Below are 19874 nucleotides of genomic sequence, written 5' to 3' on the forward strand. Positions count from 1 at the left end.
ATAAGTTTTGAGTTATTGTGGTCGGGGTACTGGGAATCGAACCCAGTCTACATCCTCCCGAAGGATGCGTACTACCGGTATACCATACCCCGCAGATCTGCGCTTATTATCACTTTATAATGTCTTAGAAAACTATACTATGTATTTTTCAAAATGGCAATGCTTGACACCCTCCGTTAAGAGTTTATAATGACGCAGTTGAGCGTTCGCTCATTCATATATATATACATTAAGGAGGATTGTTAATTTGACAAAAAAACACAGATCGGACTTTCACACGCATTCGAAATGCTCGGACGGTGAAAATACTTTGAAAGAACTGGCGCGCCTTTACATTGAAGCAGATCTGGCCAATGTAAGCCTTTGCGACCACAACACTATAGCTGGAGTGGGAATTATAAGAAAATCACTGTCAGGATCAGACACTGAATTATTTTCAGGAATGGAAGCCAGTTGCAGGGATCGCATCCACGTTTTAGGACTGGGCTTGAACGAGAACAGTAATATTCTCAAAAATCATTGTCTTCATCAGGAACTGATCCATGCAGAAAGAGCTTCGGCGCAGATCGTAGTTCTTGAAGAAAATAATTTTATTGTCGACCGGTCCATTCTAAAAAAGGAAAGAGGTGTCATCACGGAATACGAGATCTTTTCCGCAACGGAAAATAATGGCGGGGTATTCAAGGACTTTGCAAAAAAATGGCTCTATAAAAATAGCCCCTACTATGTGAAGATAGAAAGAATGTCCGTTGAAGAAGCCATAAATCTGATCCATGATGCCGGAGGGATCGCCATCTGGGCCCATCCCGGATTCACTTTCAGGAAAGATCTTGCAATGATCATTGATAAGATCTCCGAGTTTAAAGAATTTGGACTTGACGGGATCGAAGTCTTCTCGTCAAAACATGACAATGAACAGACTCGGCTTCTTTTTAAGCTCGCGCAAAAAAACAAATTGGCCATGAGTGCGGGCTCCGACTATCACGGATCGAATGAAAGAAAACTGGGAGGTTATAATACTTTCGGTCTCAAGTTCGATGAACAAAAATTAATTGATCTTATAAGAAGGTAAGCGGCGATATACTCTATCGGCCGATATCCTTCTTTTTTTGCGATCATAAAAAAATCTCCTGCATTGTTTTGCAAGAGATCATATGTGCTGTTTATTTATCCAAATATTTGTTTTCGATCCTGTTCTTCCAGGTTTGCGTTCTCATTTTGCAAATTCGATCAGCATGCTGAAAAATCCGGTTGCGATCTCTTTGAAAAGTTCCGCCTTTTATACATGTCAGACTTATTTCCATCCAAATTGCGATCAAATAAAAAAAGACCGCTTGTTCGCTGTCTTTATGGACTTGATGAAAAATTTTTTATATAGTCGATCACTTTTATATTCACTTCGATATTCGAACTGGCAAACTTTGTAATTTCCTCCTTTGCGATCGGGAATACGAAGATATCATCGACATAAACCGTAATTCTTCTTGATCCTTCAATTTCGCCCGTATCGATCAAAATCAGATTCGTTCTTTCTTCTGTTTTGAGAGGAAATACCCCCATCCATTTCCTTGTCTTCGTCTTCACTCTGATTATGCGCGGATCATATCTCATGCCGGAACGGACCATATGCGCCACAATAAGCTCATTGGAATAATCTTTCTGGAACTGATCCGCTATTTTTTTGAGCACATCGATCAACAGATTGACGATTTCGGGTTTTCCTATCGATTCGCTGACTTCTACCATATATCATACCTCCATACTGCCGATATACTAAAGTAAAGTTTGCGTTTAGTCAAATCATTTCCGTCATTTGCCTCCGGACATCTTGAACAAATGCGATTTGTATAATAAAATGAGAATATAACGTAAAATAACATGATGGGCCTGAACAATCTCAAGATCTCATTCTTCCTTGCGAAGAAATCGATCACCAAGGGAAACAAAAGCACGATCGCGCTGACGATCCTGATAATGGCGCTTGCATACATAAATCTTGTTTTCATCTCTTCCATCCTGATGGGGATCATAGACACGATGAACAGGCAGGCCATAAACAATCAGGTTGCGAATATCGTGATCGAACCGGAAAAAGACGAAACATATATCAAACAGGTAAGAGCGGTCCTGACAAAGGTCAACTCCGTTCCGGGGGTTATCGGAAGCTCGGCTCATTACGCAACCGGAGCCGTTTTCTCTTTCGATGAAAATAAGGATGGTGAAAATATAAACACCGGAAGTTTTGCCGTAAAATCCATCGATCCCGCAGACGAAAAAAAGACTACGATCATATACAAAGGCATAGTGTCCGGATCTTATCTGGACGAAAATGACCGCAACAAGATCATTCTGGGAAAGGAAATCGCGGGAGGATTCGGAGCATCAATGGAAAATCAGGCGCTGGGAGTCAAGGTCGGAGACAAGATCGAACTGTCATTCAAAAACGGGATCAAGCGGGAATATGAGATCAAGGGCGTATTCGATGCAAAAAACATAGATTCCGATCTGATGGCATTCATTACCAGAAAGGAAATGGAATCCATCCTGAACCTGAACGATAGAGCGACGGAGATCATCGTAAAAACAAGAGACACCGGCAACGAGGAAAAATATATCCGGCAATTCAGAGATTTGGGATTGACCAAAGAAGAAATAAAGCCATGGAAGGATTATATGGGAATGGTCGACAGCCTGTCTGACAGTCTTGGCGTGATCAGGATCATAATCTCGATCATAGGATTGGTCGTTGCAGGGATCACTATTTTTATTGTAATTTTTATCAGCGTCATCAACAAGAGAAAGCAGATCGGCATTCTGAGGGCGATCGGGATAGAAGAAAAGATCATAATAAGATCATATGTGATCCAGGCGATGTTTTACGCAATATTGGGAGTAGGCATGGGATTATTTTTGACATATTTCTTTTTAATCCCGTATTTCGAAAAGAATCCTCTTGATTTCCCCATGGGACCTGTAGGTCTCGTTGCCACTTTCAATGATCTTGCGATCAACAGCTTGAGCCTAATTGCGGCCGCCATAGTCGCGGGCTTCATTCCCTCATGGCAAGCCACAAGAGAGGATATAGTGAAAGCGATCTGGGGAGCACAGTAAAAATTAAAAATGTAAATATCAAAAATAAAAATTATGGTAAATTATGAGTTGATTTTTTCATTTTCATTTTTTATTTTTTAATTTGCAAAATGATCTCAGTCAAAGATCTCACAAAAACCTATGCCGGAGATGTTCCCACCCAAGCCCTCAAGGGGGTCAGCTTTGAGATCGGCGAAGGTGAATTCGTCGCAATCATGGGGAGGAGCGGGTCCGGGAAATCCACACTGCTTCACCAGCTGGGGCTTCTTGACGTGCCCACATCGGGAGACGTCATTATCAATAAAAATAGTGTTCGCTCATTCTCGGAAAAAGAGAAGACGTCTTTCAGACTAAACAAGCTTGGTTACGTTTTTCAGGAATACGCGCTGCTTCCGGAACTCACGGCTCTCGAAACTGTCTATCTCCCCCTGATGATGTGCGGAATAAAAAAGAAGGAATATCTGAAAACGGCTTCCGGCGTTCTTGAAAAAGTGGGACTGAAGGACCGCCTGAACCATCTTCCACACGAGCTGTCGGGAGGAGAACAGCAAAGGGTCGCCATTGCGCGGGCGATAGTCAATAATCCCAAAATACTTTTTGCCGACGAACCTTGCGCAAACCTGGACAGCGAGTCTTCGGAGATCGTCCTGGATCTGCTGAAAAGTCTCAACAAAGAATTCGGCCAGACCATAGTCATGGTGACTCATGAGAATGAGGACAGAAAATATGTCGACCGCGTAATATGGCTGAAAGACGGACTCATTGAAAAAGAAGAAAAATAGGGCCAAACACTCTATTTTTTATTATTGAGCTAAAATGTTGACAACTGGCACCTCGGATATTAAACTGATTTCGGAGGGATACAAACGTTCCACAAAATTGCAGTAAGCAAAAACAATAATTACGAGTACGAGTACTGGCCGAAGAGCACTGTCGTATTGATCCGGGCATTGATCCTGGGACTTTCTCTAATGACCATATTCCTCGTCTCGGATTGGATCTTCCGACATATCAGCCGAGATCTTCAGTTCATATTACTGGCAGTGACCGCAATTGTTGGTCTATATTGGATACTCACTGATTCAGGCAGAAAGAAACATTACTACTGCCATAAAGCGATAAGCGACATTGAGGACTGGCTGAAGATATGGCAAAAAGCCGGAGTGCCGGATGATGATACGCACCTTGCGGAAATGGTTTCGAAAATCAATGCTCTGAAGACACATGTTGCCGGATCGAACGAACATGTGAAATGCAACCTGCCGAATAGTTTCTATGCCGAGACAAGAAGATTGATAACGGAGATAAACAAAAAAACATTTTACGAAACTCCTTTGTAAAAAAACAGCCAGAGAAATCATCTTTCTCTTTTTTTATACCAAATTTTTACAATTATTTTGCAGATGCCAGAATTCCGATAAAGAAAATATCGTCATTGTCATTGAAAAAGTGGCAAAAAGAATAGAAATTAAAAAGTGATGTCTTCGCCTTTCTTTTTCACAAACCGCTGGAAAAAAATGAATCGAATATTTCATTCACCCTTTTATCCATCATGGCATTCATTTTTTTGATCTGCAGGTTTTGCTTTCTTCCCGATACGTTTTCTATGCCTTCCCTGATCTTCCTTACTTCCTCATCTTCTTCTATAAGCCCCGCGATTTTATCGAATATCTTTTCTTCCCTGATCATGCTTCTCAGCTTTTCTTTCGCCAAATCCTTGTCTGACATTTCTTTTCCCGGAAAAAGATTGTTGAGATAATCGATCAGAATGGGTATCGCGCGCGAAAAATTATATTTCCCGAACCTCACCAGTCCTCCTCGCATCTCCAGCTTTTCTCCCTGCAATATTTCGATGACCTCATCAGGCTTGATTATATTTTCTTTTTTGGCTGTTCCGACTTTTTCTTTATTAGCCTTTTTATATTCTTCATAGGTCCTCACCACATCGTCATATTTTTCGGTTTTCACCGGCCTTGATCCCATGACATCCGCTTTCCACAGTTCCAGAAGTTTGTCGAAATTTTGGTCTTCCATGAGCTTCTCCTGTTTGGTTCTGCTCATCCTTGAAAAATCCAGATGATGCATGTGATTTGCAACGAGCCAGACGACATTACCGGCAAATTCCGTTTCATAGTTCAATCCCTTCAGCCGCTCTCCCTTCATATTCAACCCTTGCCCCCTGTGCCACTTCGCCTCTTTCTCGATATACATGAAGAACTTTGATATTTCAACTGATGCCTTTTCGTGTTTGTTGAAATTGATCTCGTCGGAACCCGCTTCCATCGAGACAGTTTGAGATGCAACCTTCCCGGAATCATGCAGAAGAACTGACCATGCAAGTTCCAGGTATTCCCTCTCGATATCCTTGGCATCTTTCTTCGAGAATTCACTGACATACTCTTCCTTGGACGGCATTTTCCCGCGCCATTTTTCCAGGATCTCGGAATATTTATTCTCGTCCGCTTTTATATTCCTGCTTCTGCATACGTTAACATATTCTTCAAACGAGAGAAGGGCTTCCCGGCCGCTTCCCGGAAGATCAAGGTATTCCTGCTCGATCTTTTTCGGATCGTATCCGGGATATTTGTTCCTGTAATCCTCAAGACTGATCAGCTCTTCAAGGCATTTCTTTGTATGCTCCCAGACATCTCCCTCTTCATGATGCTCCGCGGGCTGCCGGACGCCTTTCATTTTCGCGATCTCCGGCATGATCAGTTCCAGAACTCCCTCGTTCATCATGTCGTCCAAGATCTCAGTCCTGGCGCGGCTCTTGAGTATTTTTTCAAACTCGGGTTTTATCCTCTGATTGAGATAGAACATATCCATGAACTCCTTTTTCCTGTCTTCGCTCGAAAACCAATTTCTAATTGCCTCGATCGACTCCTCATCGGCATCCAATCCCATCACACCTTTAAATCTGAAAAACCTCAATATCCTGATCTTGTCTTCCCTTATTCTTTCCACAGGATCTCCGATGAACTTTATCTTTTTGTTTATCACGTCATCATAACCGCCGACGCAATCGATTATTTTTCCGGACTTGGGATCAAAAAAGAGTCCGTTCATCGTGAAATCCCTCCGCCGCGCGTCCTCTTCAAGCGTTACTCCTTTTGTGACAGTCAGGTCCGGATGCCGTCCAGCCACTTGCTTTTGTTTTTTTGCAATCTCCGCTCCGCTTTCATTTCCGGCATCATCCGCATCTGTGTTTTCCCCAGCATCTTTCTGATCCGATATGACCTTGAAAAACAATATGTCGTATTTCTGATCGCCGTCCTCAATGCGATATACCCCGGCTTTATCGGTCGGCAGGACCGACATATCGTCTTTCAGGATGCCCTTCAGCGATCCTTCGTTCAGCAGTTCATATTTTATCCCGTCCTTCTCCCCGTTTAAAAATTCTTGGTAATCATTGTCATATTCGATCAGACGCTTGCTGTATCCGCTGGACTCTATCGCCTTTATCTTCCCGGAAATATCATCGGCCAGGAACACGTCTTTCCTGAATGACGCAACCTCAAAGTCAAATCCGCCGGTCTTGATGTTTATTATTTTGTTTTCCTGCGCTTTTTCGCTTTTGAAATAAACGGTTGAACCGAATCCTTTTTCAAATATTTTTCTGACATCGTTCGAGCTTGCCGAAGTGCAAATATCCACATCATTCGGTTTCTTTCCTTTTATATAATCGCGCACCGCTCCTCCCGCAAAATATGCCTCGAAACCCGCTTCCTGGATCTTCTCAATGATCTCAATGGCCGCCTTTTCCTGCTCATCCCACTCTCTGTCGGGCTTGAAATCCATTTCTATTCTCTGCGCGATCGCTTCCTCTTTGTCATATTTCTCATCCTCTGCAAAATTGATTTTTTCCATTATCATAGATTATTCTTATACCCTGATTATACCAAAAAAAACAGATTAAAAAAATAACAGCGGTTGTTTCGCTGTTTTACGCTATTCTCCGAACTCGGATCTGACGACATCCCTGAATTCGCCAAAAGACATCATCATGCCTCGGGCTTCGGGAAGCATATTCGCTCTGTTTCGGCATTTGATCAGCATCTTATATGCCATATTCCAATAACCCAGGCTCAATGCCTCGAAACTCACATGCTTTTTGAGCGCGCTTTCAAGATTTTTGAGTGCGCTGTCGAATTTCCCGAGAAATGCCTGCGCAGTGCCGAGGATAACCTCGACCGTCGCGATCCTTGCCTCCCTTTCAAGGCATTCAGACCGTTGAACTTCCGCTTTCAATCTTTCCGCCCTGATCTCGGCTGCGGCAAACGACATTTCGTCGCCTTTTTGCAAAATACTGTTTATTTCTTCCACTTCTTTCTCAAAATCCGCCATTTTTTATCATCTCGACATATTTTCATGTTTGAAAATACTGTTTAAAGAGTATATGCCATTTACCTGCATTTGTAAATATGCGCATGCGGAACATATAGCCATAAAAATAGCCTTTGCCGCCGATCGGAGCAAAAGCTGGGGGTTTTATTATATTTTTTTGATCAATAGCGGGCAAAGCTTTGAACATTTATCGCATCCGCTGACCTCGGAATCAGGGTTGCAGCTTTTTGCCGCCTTTCTTTTGTCGGCTATCTGCCGATCGACCTCCATAAGTTCGGGGAGCCTGCACATATCTCCGGCATGAACGCTTGTGACCGTTGCCTTAATGCCTTCGATGGTATCCCGGAGGGTCGGAAAACCCTTATGTTCTCTCGGCGGTATCGTGGTTATTTTCCCGACGTTATGCATCGCTGCAATCGCCGCTCCGCTTGCCGCCGCATACTGGTCACAGTCGAGATTATATTCCGTGACAATAGGGCCAAGCATTTGGAAGGGTATATAACTTCCGTACTTCTTTCTGATGCTGTCGATCCCGGGACCTATGTCTTTCAGCGGCTGATGGCTCATCGGCTCGATGATCGCCTGAACGCCTGCCGCCTCCGCCCTTTTAAACACCTTGATCTGTTCCTTCAGCTCCCAGATGTGGGCCTTGTCATAAGCCTCCAGAACAGACGTGGGCCGGAAAGTGGCACCGATGTGCAACGTAACATTATATTCCCTGAACAGGGAAAATATGTCTTCCAGGATCGGTCCGTGAGGATTGCATGCGTCATGCTTCATCATATATTGCAGGAGAACGCCTCCCTGCCTGCTGGTCGTGACGAAATTCCTTTCATGAGCGATCTCGAAATCTCTCAATTTCATCGGAACCAGATTCATTGTCATATAGTCCACGCCGGCCTTCACAGACCATTCGATCTCTTCCAGCAGCTTTTCGGGAGCGACGTCTCCGTCATTTTCAACGGCAACCAATATTGGTGCCACCTTCCCGAAAGCTATTTTCGGATATTTTCTCCTGCCATAGACCCATAACGGAGGATCTATCCTTGCAGTGCTGAGATCGATTATAGTATGAACTCCGAGCCTCGCCGCCGCATCGATTTTTTTTCTTTCCAGCTCGGCTCCTTTTTCATTATTTGCGCCTACGATCAGGTTTATTTTCGTAGACAGGCCTTCGCCAACATCAACATTTGCCGTGCTGAGCAAATTACCGATTTTGATCCGTAACATTTTTGCACCTCTTTTGCAATAGTTTATCAGCCCGATAATAATTGGAAGATCGGACTGTTTTCACTATAACAAAGAGGTTTGATGCGAATATTCTAAGAACACTTTTATCTTACATGTGATTCTAGCTTAACAGTGATTTCTAGTCAATGAACCCGCCCCCGGCAGATCCGCCCCTTGTCCCGCCATTGAACCGGTTCTGTTACCCGGAAATAAAAACGGACCGTATAATTGGCAGATCATGTCGAATAAAAAAGCAGCGAATGTTTTCGCTGTTATTATTCATCGGGCCTGATTCAGACAGGTATCCTGGATTCTTGCGCGATCCGTTGCCGATTCCAATGCCTCGGCACGTCAGTTATTTTTTGCCGAATCGCCGTTTCAATACTTTCATAAAATCCGAAGTTACAGGCGGACAGCCCTTAACCTTGAAAATTCCATCCGCTTCAGCAGCACATTTCCCGAACAATATCGCGTTTTTGGCGATCCTTCTATTTTTGCAACAACCGGCGACTATTTCCAGATCATCCGGATATTCCGCCCCTGTTTTCGCCAGCTTATTCAGGATGTGATACAGACTTCCGGTACAGCTCGTGCAGGGATTGCCGTCAATTATCTTTATTTTGAATTTCTCCGCCATATGGTCCAGTCCCGGATCGCATGTACTGAAGACCGCGGGATCACCCAATCCGTCTCCAAGCACATTTATGTTTCCCGCTTTCGGATCTTTTGCCAAATTCAAAAATTTAATATCACCGGGATCGATCCCCATAGCTCTTGCACAGACGATATCGCACGCCGCGAGATCATTTGATGCGATCAGAAGGCCGCGCTTCTTCGGCTCGTACAGTTCGCTTCCCAAGATCCCATCGACAAGGGCTATAACTTTGATCTTTCGCTTTAGCGCATTACATATGTCCGCAACCGATTCGGACAAGCCGACGTGGTGCGAATTTTTTTTATCGCCGTCTTTCAGAAGCCCCTTAAGGTTCTTCATCGCGCAGGATATTGTCGTCACATAATTCGTTTTGAGCTTGGCCAGGCTTATCAGACAGTCAGCGCTCAGCGCCTCCTCAGGAAATGATATCTTTTTTTGGACTATTCCGGATCCGTTTTCCAATTCGATATAGTTGCTCTTCTTGAAATCGACTATTCTGACGTTCAGCTTTTGCGCGACTTTGAAAATCCCCGTCTTCTCATAGGCGGAAAAAGTATCTGTTCCAACCGTTGAAGATTCGCCTATCGCTATCTCGGAATTCAGGCTCAGGAGATGCAGGATCAATGCCTCCATAACCGCCGGATGCGTCGTTCTGCCTTCCTTGGGAGAAAAACTTCCGGTGCAATTCGGCTTGATCAGTATCTTCCGATCTTTCAATCCCTCGTTGATCCCGACAAGATCAAATAATTCTTCTATTTTTCCCCTGATCCGGGGCACGGAATAGCTGTGCTGCTTGAGCACTGCAACGATCTTTTCATCCATAAAATTTCGCCTCCCGATTAACCCGCAAATACGCGCCCAACATGTTCGGATTCACTCCTCTTGAATATGCTTCGGAGAGGACGCACTCTGCCTGAACGCCATTTTCTTCGATCTCGCTTGCCATATCCGGCCAGAATAATTCCCTGGAATCCAGAATATTCCCGGCCAGCCGAACTTGAAAATATCTTCCGTGATCCTCATATAATATTTTTTCCGCTCTTGAGATCGCTTTTCCCAGGAATCTTCCCATCAGTCTATAGGCAAGCATGGACCTCGGCTCTCCGTTTTTCGCAAGTTTCGCCATGGTCCTTGCAGCATATCTTTCACTGAATAGATCTTGGAGCATACCGTCATTTTCTTCAAGATATTTCATGTAATACTTTTTGCAATCCTCGCCGAAGAACTTTCCTTTCCAGAGCATTTGCAGGATATTTCCGACTCCGACCGCCGAACCCAGAGAACCCAGTTGAATGCTTTCCGCGTCCATGCTCAGACCATGATCCATTATTCCCATTTTCACGAACGTGTCTGCTATTTCTTGCCTGCTTATTGCAGATCTCAGACCTATATCGCTTATGGGATGGTTCATTTCTTCGACGAACGGAATGTTCCTGTCTATCCTGACCGGATAAAGAAGTTTCCCGCCGCTGTCAACGCAAGCGCTTCCGATCCCCGATCCGATCACCACATAAAACAATTCCGTGCCTATGTAATAATGCTCGCCAATCGCGCCGCAATCAGCATCATTATCCTGGGTATAACTCTCAGCCCCGAATTTTTTTGCAACGAATTGTCCTATATTGGATCCGGTAAACGAGGTCAGCACCGTTGATCTGAAAAGCGTGCCGTCACACGAAAGCAATCCGGCAATTCCCAAACCGACGAGATCCGCCCTGCCGCTGCATATCTCTTTGAGTTTCGAGAGCAGATCTGATCTTGCCGCCGCAAAGCAGCTATTTTTATAATCATGCCTCCACAAACCTTTTTCGATCATCTTTCCGTCCTGGAACAATCCTGCTTTTACAGCCGAACCGCCCATATCTACAACCAATGTCTCTTTTCCTTTTCCGAATCGGGTTATATCCGATATCTTTGATGTTTTATACATGATCCTTCCTCCTTTTTTCAAAGATCGATTTTGCCTGCAAACTAACACATGGAAGTCCTTGTGTCAAACGATAAAGTCCGCTGATCAAGCTCATTTATTTCCACTTGTAAATATGGCATAAAATGTTAAGATGTTATAGATAATACTAACCGAATTCAATGATAAAAAGACTGATAAACGGAAAAGCGAGCTCGATCACATCGGCTGCGCTTATTCTTGCGATCTCGTCCCTTGCCAGCAAAGTGCTGGGACTCTATCGCGACAGGACTCTTCTCGGTTCATTCGGGCTTGGGAATGAATTGGACGTATATTATGCCGCATTCAGGATCCCCGATTTCATATTCAACATAATAGTTCTCGGAGCTCTCTCTGCAGGTTTCATTCCGGTTTTCTCCAGACTCATTCATGATAACAAAGAAAAGGAAGCGATCAGAACCGCCAATGCGGTACTGAATCTTCTTTTCGTTTTTATCCTGTTTTTTTGCGTCTTTGGAATAATTTTCGCGTCCAATCTGACCGACTTTATCACACCCGGATTCACAGATGAGAATAAGCTTCTTGCGACGAATCTCACAAAGATCATGTTCCTTTCGCCGATATTCCTGCTTCTCAGCGGGATAATCGGAGGAATATTGCAATCACACAAAAGGTTTTTCATCTATTCTCTTTCGCCCATCATGTACAATGTCGGCATTATCATCGGCGCTCTTTATTTTTCCAGATGGTGGGGACTTAGCGGCTTGGCCTGGGGAGTTGTCCTGGGTTCCGCCATGCATTTTTTCATCCAGCTCCCCATGGTGTACAAGCTCGGCTATTCCTATGAAGCGATCCTGGATATCCAAGACAGAGGAGTGCGCACGATAATAAAAATGATGATCCCCAGAACGCTTACGCTTGTGACCTCACAACTGAATCTCGTTATCATAACGATCATTGCGACGACGCTTCCCGCCGGAAGCCTGACGGCTTTCAATATTGCGAACAACCTCCAGAGTTTTCCTCTGAGCCTGTTTGCGATCTCTTTTGCGATTGCCGCCTTTCCGACCCTGTCCGCACTCAGCGGAGAAAAAGACAGAAATGAATTCGCCAGAAGCCTTACGGTAACGACCAAACAGATCCTCTTTTTCGTGATCCCGATCAGCATATTTTTTGTGGCGCTCCGAGCGCAGATCGTGCGAACCATACTTGGAACGGGAAAAGTCGGATGGGAAGAAACGGCGCTTCTCGTGGATTCGCTTGCGATATTCTCATTCAGTCTTTTTGCGCAAAGCGTCATCCCGCTGTTCTCAAGAGCATTTTGGGCGCTTCATGACGCAAAAACTCCGTTCTACATTTCCTTCATGTCAGTCATTGTGAATATAATCCTTTCTGTGGCGCTCTCCAACAAATATGGCGCCCTTGGACTGATCGCATCTTTTTCCATATCTTCCGCCTTCAACGCCATAATGCTTTATTATTTCATAAACAAAAAGACCGGATTTATCTGCCATGGCAGAATATTGATCCCTCTCATAAAGATATCCCTCGCTTCTGTTATTGCAGGCCTCATATCGCACTTTTCCCTTTATGCCATAGAACCGCTTCTCGACACCCATACCGGGATCGGAATATTGATACAAGGGCTGTTCGCCGGAACCCTTGGCGCGGCAACCTATTGCATTTTTTGCTGGAAGCTTGAGATAGAAGAATTTATGATCCTGAAAGACTCACTGAAAAGAAAGCTGCTTGGTGCGAAGATCACAACATCCGAAATAGTCACGGAAGAGTGATTGACAGCTTCGTTTTTTTCTGATAACATCTGTTATTACGGAATACTGAATCTATACAAGGAGGAAAAAACAGTGAAAATTACAGTTGTAACGGACGACGGCAGGGAACATGAGACGGAAATCTCGCCGGAACTGATGTGCCATTCGGATATATCGAATGCCATGAAGAATAATATAAATCCGGCAGATGCACTGATTGAGCTCGCCGGAGCAGGATCGAAAGCGTTGAGGGGAAATAAAATAAAACCCGAAGGGAATGACATCCTTATGGCACTTCTCTCTTGCGACCAAGAACCATTGGCTTAACCGATGGTATTTTTTTATTAAAAAAACGCCACGATCTATCTGACGTATTATTGCACCGATAATTTTTAATAAAATTATACTTTAATGTCCGTGATCTCCAGATTTCTCGTATGCCAGTTCAGCACAGCAGTCTTCTTGATCATAAGCTTCCGCATATCCGGATGCACTTTGACAATGACCTCCGATGCATAATGACTCAAAAAATCAGACTTCAATTCAGCCCTTGCTTTGTCCACCCCGATCTCGTCATAAGGCGCGGAAACAAGAAGTAAAAATCCGTCTTTCGGGATCATCCCCTTGTCCATATTGGATTTGATTATGCTGACCGCGCTCGCGATCGGCCCGCTAAGATCCGGACTATATGGACCGATGATCAGCGCCATATTCGGAATGTGCAAGAAGTCGAATCCCCGTCCGATGCATATGATCCATTCTCTGTGAACCGTATCAAGATCCAAATTCCGATGTAGGGCTCTGACCTCGGTTATGTGTTCGATGTTCCCCTCGACCAGCGGAACCAGGTCCAGCAACACGCGCTCCGGCATATCCGGATATACCGCCCTCAGTTTATTCACCCAGTATTCCCTGGACAATTCTTTGCTTTCGGCCAAATTCAATATTTCCTTATTCTCCCCGTGAAGTATCATCGCATCTTCATCTGTCTCAAAACCGCAGATAATGGGATATACGGTCTGATGATCGTGTCCGAAAATATACTCGATCTGTTTTTTTATTCCGGCAACATATTCCTTTGCCTTTTCCGTGTCATGATCAAATCCGGCGCATCCTCGCTTCTTCTCGCTTTTGGAATAATGATAAGTGATCAGAAGCAAAACGCGCTGTGATGATTCGATCGCCTGATTTACTGTGTTATACAGAACCTCGCCAAGATAGGGCCAGCCGAGATCAAACATCCCTCCGAAATTCCTGAACGGCTTGATTATGCCAAGAGGAGTCTTGGTGGCAAATGGGATGTGAATGCGCCCGTCCATGCACTTGAGAACGATCACCATCGTCGGATGCTTGAATGTGTATCTTTTTCTCGCCAAATACGCCTCCGGCGTACAATATATCTCGGAGTGCCTCTTGGAAAGATCGATCAGCCAATCGATCCTTTCCTGGATCGGCAAATTGGTTATATTCGCTTCTCTGGCGTTAATATATTTATTGATCTCTTTCATATTGCTAAGATAAACACTGAATTTATGCTGAAAGAAAGCGCGAATATTGAAACAAACCTTAAAATCAATTTATACCCGCATTATATAAAATATTATTAAATTTAGCAATAAAAAAAAGGAGCTCAGTTCCTTTGTTTGGAATGTGTTGCTCCATTTAAATTGTTTACATTTCTGAATAAGGTGTTTTTTTACCATCCTCTACACAGAGACCGAGTTCCGAAAGGAATCGCTCTATTGTTTCCCATTCTCCCTCGTCTTCCGGCATGACTTCAATGAAATTGCCGAGTCCCCTGGTTTCGCCATTTTTTGACAATATGACATCAAAATCCACGGCGAACAACAATCCTTCCCATCTGTACATTCTTCTTTCTTTGCTAATTGCAACCACTGGGCCTTCGAGCAAAGTCAGCAAGCTTTTTTCCGCTTCTGGCGTAATTTCGAATTCATGCTTGAACTTTCTTCGGAGAATTCTTCCTTTCTCCTTTATCTCAGGACCTTTATAAGTGAATATCTTGCAGACATTGCTTTCAGTCCTGATTCTCAATATCTCGTCTGTTCTGCTCAAGTCCCTTCCTCTTATATTGAAATAGTGGTCTTCCTGCGTCGCGACAGATTTTCTTTCCATCCGCTTTTTTGTAAGAATATTCAGGACCTTTCCTTTCTCACCGATGATTCGGAACTTAAGCTGATTCTCGGATAACCCGGTACCTGGTGCTTCAATCTCGGGATCGTAGGCATTGTTTATTATAATATCTGCGTTCGCCTTAGTCGGTTCAATGTATTTAATGTGCATCGGCTCCACTACGCTCGCAAAATAGCCGACGATCTGAGATGAATCCATTTCCGTCCTATCAAGATCCCTGAGCATTCTTCGAATCATTCTGTCGAAAGTCTCTGCATGAACAAATATCTTGAGATCGCCTTTATTTTGGAGAAGACCATATAATCCTTCCACGATAATAATATCAGCGGGTTTCATTTCTCCGACAATGGCTGGCGGATTACCGTCAAATCTGTATTGGTATTTGGGTACCGGCATTCCTCTTGCCAGCGCTTCGGTCAGCTCTTCACTTAACTTAATGTCTACAGCTTCCGGCTGATCCCAATTCAAGATATTTCCCTTGGCTCTTTCGGATTCCATAAAGGCATTTCCCTTATACAAGTCATCCTGACTGAACTTTATAACTCTCTCCGGATATGCTTCCTCGATTCTTTTGGTCACGACTTTCGTCTTTCCCGTCGAAGATCCCGCACCTACAAGTATTACCATCCGTTTATCGGGATTGTCTTCGAAGAATTTTTCAATGCATCTTCTTATTTCCAGTATCCCTTGTCTAAGGTTATATTCTGGTATATCTTTCGTTCTATTCATATTATCCTCTCCTTTTCTTTCCATTTCTATTTTTTCTTCGGAAAACCGTTTACTGCAATTACTGCATTGCTATATTCCGGCCTTCCCGTCACTTCTTCCCCGATCCACAGCGGAAGCTTCAGGTCGATGATTTGATCCCCGTTCTTTCTTTCAATTTCGGCAACGATGTTCTTGCTCAATAGGGAAGCTTTCGGATCGTAATCATACACATCGACTTCGACGACAACTCCGACTTCCAGCTCTACCAGGAATCTTTCTTTGGAGATTCTTTCATAATCAGCCCCATAAAGCATCCTATAGAACATTTCATTCGGAATTTCGATCTCATTTTCAAACCTCTTGGATATATCTCCATCTTCGGTCTTTTTCTTCATCGTGAGGAAATACTTCGCATCAGTTTTACTCACTTGCGAGCGAATCCTTATTTCAACTGAATCGCCAGGCTTTGTGAAATAATATTGCACAATCTGGAAATGAGTGTTCTCGATGAAATTTGGCGGAAGAAGTCTCGGCTTCACCAAAAATTTTCTTTCTTCTTCAATTTTCAATGTGCTTTTGTTTGTCATATTTTCCCTCTCTAATATTTGTTTCTACCGTCACGGATATTATCTTCACTTGATTACAGGAGATTGGTATGTTTATTCTTGTGATACTAAGCCAAAACCCTGTATTAATGAACATAAAAGCGGACCCTACACTATAGCATATTATTGAATATATAGCAAGGACCTAACCACTTCTTCTGCCTGGCAAGAACTGTACTAATATAATTTACTGAAGCTACAAAGTTGACAATCCTTTAATATAGTGTATAATGTTCTTGTTATCAATAAACAACCAGAAATGTTAAGTCTAGACAGAAAATATATGCATTGGGTGATCGCCTCAACAAAAGGCGGGTTTTTGGCTGTTCTTGATTTAAATTGATAAACTGCAATATCATTTAGACAGGAAGAAACAGCCAAAGAAAGGGCTGGTTTTTTTAAACATTTAACGGATAAGATGCAAAATAGTACGAATAAAATCATCGTGTGGCTATCAAGACATATGACAGGTAAATCTGCCTATGTTGATTTTATGCGTACTGTTTTTTATCTGAAATGACCTCATAAATACGATTTCCGATAAACAATAGTCCGCATAAACAAAGCGGACTATTGTTCTTTTTAATTGCGTATAGAGAAACATTCAAATACAAAATCAAAATGAGGTGACAAATATGGGTGAAACTGAAACTGAGAAAATGATCGATAACAAAACCGATCTTATCATAAAAGTACTGATGAATAACGACTTCAAGGGCGTTCTCCTGATGGATCTGGAGGGATATGATGATAAAAATAACTACATACTCCCGGAGAAAACCACTGAAAAGATCATGAAACAAGAACTTGAGTATGCCATGGATCTGATCACTGAAGTAAGAAAACTTGCGATGGATCTGAATAACCTGGACCTGCAAGCTGAAACGTTCGAAGCGATGTTCGAACTCGAACAGGATTGGATCAAGGTCTATAACGGCATTGAAACCGACAATAGAGGCGCTGATGCCCGAAAAGCACAATACCCCGTTGAACTGATAGCGGTCGCTAGCGGAGGAATGGAAAATGTGCTCGACTGGACATAAGCGAAAACACGGCAAACAAACAAAAACCAAATACGCAATTAAAAGAATAAAAAAGGGCCTGAGAGGATAGAATAATTCCGAACAGGCCTTATTTTTTTATGCCGGAACCTTCCTGCAGTGAAACCTGGTTCAAATAAAAAAGGCAGGTATTCCTGTCTTTTACTTGTGATTCTTTTTTCTTTTCAAAAGCAGTGCTTCAATGGATTTTTCCAGAACCTCTTCGCTCCTCCAGTTCAGCGGATCCAAAAGCTTTGAAAGCTCTTCAATGATCTTGGGATCATTGCTGTTAGCGGCGATCACGATCGCCACCTCTGAATAGCGGTCCAGCTCGCTTTTCGGTTCATTGTTTCTTATTGCATCCAATATGACTGACGCGGCCTTTTCTATGTCGCGCGCTTCCCGGCTTGCGTAATATATTCCGACGTATGCCCATGCTCTGTAAAAATTTCCCCACCAAAGGGATTGCATTTTTTCAGCGATTTCCCGCGCCTTATCCAGATCTTTGCCGATGACATCAACCAGGATCTCAAGCAGCGTATCCGAATCCTGGCCGGCTAAAGCATACTCAACAGCCGTTTCCAGATCGCCATTTTTCATTGCCGCTTTTGCGATCCGGCCAAGATTTGAAGTGTCATACTCGGAGTTCTTTGCCAGAACTTCCGCCCAAATATATATCCGCTCTTGAGCAAGGATACATATCAGTTTTTCGATATAGCCATTGCGATCGAATCCCTCGGGCACTTCATCTCTTATGAATCTTTCAATGTTTCTCAGATCCTCAAGATCTCTGCTTTCCTTGGCGATAGAAAGCATCGCCTCGGCTGCCTTGTTCTTGTCCAGGATCACTGCGGCCGCTTCCCGTGCCAGTTCAAATTCTCCGATCAATGAAAGCGATCCGACCAGTCCCTTGATCTTATAGTCACCGACATCTTCTCTTTCATCCCGCTTTGACGAGATCGCACTCCGGACGATCTCTGCGATCCTGCCATTATTGCCTTTGATCTTCGCCGCATAGACCTGCAGGGTTATGCTTTCCGTAATTTTTTCCGCAACTCCTGCCAGACTGTTCAGAGACTTCTCGAAGAACTCATCTTTTGTATTTTTCTTAATATTGATCCCTCCTTGGAATATTTTTCTCATCCTAAATCAAAAATGCCCTGAAGTCAAACCCACATCCGCACTCGCGCAAGCTTTGCGCCGTCATCGCTGATCGGATATTGACAAAACTGCTTTTTTTTGCTAGACTAAGCGGTTGCAACAAAAACAGTCATGTTGCATATTGGAGGTTCTTATACAATGAACGATAAAAAAAATCAAAATGAAATAGCCATAGGATTTGTCGTTGGATTCTATTCGATCGTCATACTGACGACAATTCTTGCAGCAATATTTCATAAATATTCCTATGACGTGCGCATCGCATATCTGATAGCTGGCTCTTCGTTCGGACTTTTGGTATCTTTCTATACCTGGCATATGATCCTGAACAGGAACAGATACAGCCAATCCAGACACACATTCTTTGCGCTGGTATGTTTTGGTTCCAGTATCGGAATAATGCCCTTGGCGATATATTCGCTATCGGAAACACCGCCGGATCTAATATGGATCATGTACGTATCTTCAATTTCCCTATTCGTTACGGCGGCTACCGCAGCTTTATCCATTGCATTCGGACATCCGAAAGATACAACTGCACCAGTCAATACAACATAAGCATATGCGATCCCGTATATGTTTTTTTCTTTTTAGGCACAATCTGGAATATAAAAAAACAGAAAGAAAGTTTTCTTCACTGTTGTATGCTTTTGTTATGTAACAACGCTTCCTGGCCTGGGAATGTCCCCGGGACCGAAAATGTTACCCAATAGCAGATATCCTGCCATTGAGAAGAGCGCCCAAAGGAACACCATCAGCGAGAACATTTTCACATCTAGCTCATGATATATGATATAGACCGATCCGCTTTTTTCCGAAATGGCACTTGCCCGCAATGGTTCGAACATGACATTATGTTTAACCGTAAAAATATTTTGGCTCTTGCTCGAAAGCACAACTTCTCCATTTTCCATTGCGTAAATTCTGATCGAATTTCCATCTGTGCGGAAGCTTTCTGGAGCCACATATTTCAGTCCCGTGTCGATATTAATTCTTTCGACTGACACTGTGGGTCTGATATAACTATCGACCTCTACCGGTCCGGACTGTGACCATACATTGAATTCAACGGGCTGTACAAGATAGCTCAGACCATAAATGGAAGCTGCAAAGATTCCCAAACAATATAGCATTCTAATTATGTTCCATCTCGGGTTATCCAATTCTAAATAGTTTTTATCATATCTTCTTGCCATGTTAAACAACTCCGAA

Annotated in this window: 19 protein-coding genes and 1 tRNA gene; 8 read left to right on the forward strand and 12 right to left on the reverse strand. The window is 43.4% G+C overall.

From position 1 onward, the window contains the following. Positions 1 to 18: 18 nt before the first annotated feature. Positions 19 to 92 (reverse strand) — tRNA-Pro (locus WC788_06860). A gap of 155 nt (positions 93 to 247) precedes the next feature. Between WC788_06860 and WC788_06865 the strand changes: the two genes are divergently transcribed. After that, a complete protein-coding gene (locus WC788_06865; protein MFA6097318.1) occupies positions 248 to 1072 on the forward strand; it encodes a PHP domain-containing protein in 825 nt (274 codons plus the stop codon). A 275-nt stretch (positions 1073 to 1347) separates the two neighbouring features. On the opposite strand, the gene WC788_06870 is transcribed toward WC788_06865, so the two are convergent. Then, positions 1348 to 1746 (reverse strand): hypothetical protein, encoded by a 399-nt coding sequence (locus WC788_06870; GenBank protein MFA6097319.1) that lies wholly within the window; start codon positions 1744 to 1746, stop codon positions 1348 to 1350. Between the two features lie 132 nt (positions 1747 to 1878). On the opposite strand from WC788_06870, the gene WC788_06875 reads away from it, so the two are divergent. The 3 genes from WC788_06875 (at position 1879) to WC788_06885 (ending at position 4430) form a co-directional block, all read left to right on the forward strand. After that, the gene (locus WC788_06875; protein MFA6097320.1) at positions 1879 to 3111 is read left to right on the forward strand and encodes an FtsX-like permease family protein; all 1233 of its coding nucleotides are present in this window, start codon (positions 1879 to 1881) and stop codon (positions 3109 to 3111) included. Positions 3112 to 3200: 89 nt separating this feature from the next. Beyond that, entirely contained in the window at positions 3201 to 3872 is a 672-nt protein-coding gene (locus WC788_06880) for an ABC transporter ATP-binding protein (protein MFA6097321.1), read from the forward strand. A 189-nt stretch (positions 3873 to 4061) separates the two neighbouring features. Continuing rightward, the gene (locus WC788_06885) at positions 4062 to 4430 is read left to right on the forward strand and encodes a hypothetical protein (protein ID MFA6097322.1); all 369 of its coding nucleotides are present in this window, start codon (positions 4062 to 4064) and stop codon (positions 4428 to 4430) included. A gap of 157 nt (positions 4431 to 4587) precedes the next feature. On the opposite strand, the gene WC788_06890 is transcribed toward WC788_06885, so the two are convergent. From WC788_06890 to WC788_06910, 5 genes are all read right to left on the reverse strand, one after another. Further along, positions 4588 to 6963 (reverse strand): hypothetical protein, encoded by a 2376-nt coding sequence (locus tag WC788_06890; GenBank protein ID MFA6097323.1) that lies wholly within the window; start codon positions 6961 to 6963, stop codon positions 4588 to 4590. A 75-nt stretch (positions 6964 to 7038) separates the two neighbouring features. Further along, positions 7039 to 7434 (reverse strand): hypothetical protein, encoded by a 396-nt coding sequence (locus tag WC788_06895; protein ID MFA6097324.1) that lies wholly within the window; start codon positions 7432 to 7434, stop codon positions 7039 to 7041. 147 nt (positions 7435 to 7581) lie between these two features. After that, on the reverse strand, positions 7582 to 8664 hold the full coding sequence (locus tag WC788_06900; protein ID MFA6097325.1) for a phosphomethylpyrimidine synthase ThiC: 1083 nt from the start codon (positions 8662 to 8664) through the stop codon (positions 7582 to 7584). A gap of 355 nt (positions 8665 to 9019) precedes the next feature. Then, the gene (locus WC788_06905) at positions 9020 to 10141 is read right to left on the reverse strand and encodes a DUF362 domain-containing protein (GenBank protein MFA6097326.1); all 1122 of its coding nucleotides are present in this window, start codon (positions 10139 to 10141) and stop codon (positions 9020 to 9022) included. Then, the gene (locus tag WC788_06910) at positions 10134 to 11249 is read right to left on the reverse strand and encodes a hypothetical protein (protein MFA6097327.1); all 1116 of its coding nucleotides are present in this window, start codon (positions 11247 to 11249) and stop codon (positions 10134 to 10136) included. The genes WC788_06905 and WC788_06910 overlap by 8 nt, the downstream gene beginning before the upstream one ends. A 158-nt stretch (positions 11250 to 11407) precedes the next feature. Here WC788_06910 and murJ point away from each other — a divergent pair, with 158 nt between their 5' ends. Both murJ and WC788_06920 read left to right on the forward strand, forming a co-directional pair. After that, positions 11408 to 13018 carry a murein biosynthesis integral membrane protein MurJ gene (murJ, locus tag WC788_06915; GenBank protein ID MFA6097328.1) on the forward strand — a complete coding sequence of 537 codons (1611 nt, stop codon included), beginning with the start codon at positions 11408 to 11410 and terminating at the stop codon, positions 13016 to 13018. Positions 13019 to 13090: 72 nt separating this feature from the next. After that, positions 13091 to 13324, forward strand: a complete 234-nt coding sequence (locus WC788_06920) for a hypothetical protein (protein MFA6097329.1) — start codon at positions 13091 to 13093, stop codon at positions 13322 to 13324. A 74-nt stretch (positions 13325 to 13398) separates the two neighbouring features. Here the strand turns inward: WC788_06920 and WC788_06925 are convergent, their stop codons facing one another. The 3 genes from WC788_06925 to WC788_06935 form a co-directional block, all read right to left on the reverse strand. Next, positions 13399 to 14505 (reverse strand): hypothetical protein, encoded by a 1107-nt coding sequence (locus WC788_06925; GenBank protein MFA6097330.1) that lies wholly within the window; start codon positions 14503 to 14505, stop codon positions 13399 to 13401. Positions 14506 to 14668: 163 nt separating this feature from the next. Then, positions 14669 to 15877 carry a CYTH domain-containing protein gene (locus WC788_06930; protein MFA6097331.1) on the reverse strand — a complete coding sequence of 403 codons (1209 nt, stop codon included), beginning with the start codon at positions 15875 to 15877 and terminating at the stop codon, positions 14669 to 14671. A gap of 26 nt (positions 15878 to 15903) precedes the next feature. Then, a complete protein-coding gene (locus tag WC788_06935; protein MFA6097332.1) occupies positions 15904 to 16443 on the reverse strand; it encodes a hypothetical protein in 540 nt (179 codons plus the stop codon). A gap of 653 nt (positions 16444 to 17096) precedes the next feature. On the opposite strand from WC788_06935, the gene WC788_06940 reads away from it, so the two are divergent. Continuing rightward, a complete protein-coding gene (locus tag WC788_06940; GenBank protein ID MFA6097333.1) occupies positions 17097 to 17504 on the forward strand; it encodes a hypothetical protein in 408 nt (135 codons plus the stop codon). A 159-nt stretch (positions 17505 to 17663) separates the two neighbouring features. Here WC788_06940 and WC788_06945 read toward each other — a convergent pair whose 3' ends face one another. Next, positions 17664 to 18644, reverse strand: a complete 981-nt coding sequence (locus tag WC788_06945) for a hypothetical protein (GenBank protein MFA6097334.1) — start codon at positions 18642 to 18644, stop codon at positions 17664 to 17666. A 156-nt stretch (positions 18645 to 18800) separates the two neighbouring features. On the opposite strand from WC788_06945, the gene WC788_06950 reads away from it, so the two are divergent. Next, positions 18801 to 19220 (forward strand): hypothetical protein, encoded by a 420-nt coding sequence (locus WC788_06950; protein ID MFA6097335.1) that lies wholly within the window; start codon positions 18801 to 18803, stop codon positions 19218 to 19220. 95 nt (positions 19221 to 19315) lie between these two features. Here the strand turns inward: WC788_06950 and WC788_06955 are convergent. Further along, positions 19316 to 19874 (reverse strand): hypothetical protein (locus WC788_06955; protein MFA6097336.1); only part of this gene is annotated, 559 nt, incomplete at its 5' end.

This window comes from Candidatus Paceibacterota bacterium (assembly GCA_041661265.1).
Lineage (GTDB): Bacteria > Patescibacteriota > Minisyncoccia > JAHIHE01 > JAGLIN01 > JBAZUT01.

Excerpts from the sequence above, each read along its gene's own strand:
- WC788_06870 (MFA6097319.1), bottom strand. The coding sequence starts at position 1,746 with ATGGTAGAAGTCAGCGAATCGATAGGAAAACCCGAAATCGTCAATCTG.
- WC788_06875 (MFA6097320.1), top strand. The coding sequence starts at position 1,879 with ATGATGGGCCTGAACAATCTCAAGATCTCATTCTTCCTTGCGAAGAAA.
- WC788_06880 (MFA6097321.1), top strand. The coding sequence starts at position 3,201 with ATGATCTCAGTCAAAGATCTCACAAAAACCTATGCCGGAGATGTTCCC.
- WC788_06885 (MFA6097322.1), top strand. The coding sequence starts at position 4,062 with ATGACCATATTCCTCGTCTCGGATTGGATCTTCCGACATATCAGCCGA.
- WC788_06890 (MFA6097323.1), bottom strand. The coding sequence starts at position 6,963 with ATGATAATGGAAAAAATCAATTTTGCAGAGGATGAGAAATATGACAAA.
- WC788_06895 (MFA6097324.1), bottom strand. The coding sequence starts at position 7,434 with ATGGCGGATTTTGAGAAAGAAGTGGAAGAAATAAACAGTATTTTGCAA.
- WC788_06900 (MFA6097325.1), bottom strand. The coding sequence starts at position 8,664 with ATGTTACGGATCAAAATCGGTAATTTGCTCAGCACGGCAAATGTTGAT.
- WC788_06905 (MFA6097326.1), bottom strand. The coding sequence starts at position 10,141 with ATGGATGAAAAGATCGTTGCAGTGCTCAAGCAGCACAGCTATTCCGTG.
- WC788_06910 (MFA6097327.1), bottom strand. The coding sequence starts at position 11,249 with ATGTATAAAACATCAAAGATATCGGATATAACCCGATTCGGAAAAGGA.
- murJ (MFA6097328.1), top strand. The coding sequence starts at position 11,408 with ATGATAAAAAGACTGATAAACGGAAAAGCGAGCTCGATCACATCGGCT.
- WC788_06925 (MFA6097330.1), bottom strand. The coding sequence starts at position 14,505 with ATGAAAGAGATCAATAAATATATTAACGCCAGAGAAGCGAATATAACC.
- WC788_06930 (MFA6097331.1), bottom strand. The coding sequence starts at position 15,877 with ATGAATAGAACGAAAGATATACCAGAATATAACCTTAGACAAGGGATA.
- WC788_06935 (MFA6097332.1), bottom strand. The coding sequence starts at position 16,443 with ATGACAAACAAAAGCACATTGAAAATTGAAGAAGAAAGAAAATTTTTG.
- WC788_06940 (MFA6097333.1), top strand. The coding sequence starts at position 17,097 with ATGGGTGAAACTGAAACTGAGAAAATGATCGATAACAAAACCGATCTT.
- WC788_06945 (MFA6097334.1), bottom strand. The coding sequence starts at position 18,644 with ATGAGAAAAATATTCCAAGGAGGGATCAATATTAAGAAAAATACAAAA.
- WC788_06950 (MFA6097335.1), top strand. The coding sequence starts at position 18,801 with ATGAACGATAAAAAAAATCAAAATGAAATAGCCATAGGATTTGTCGTT.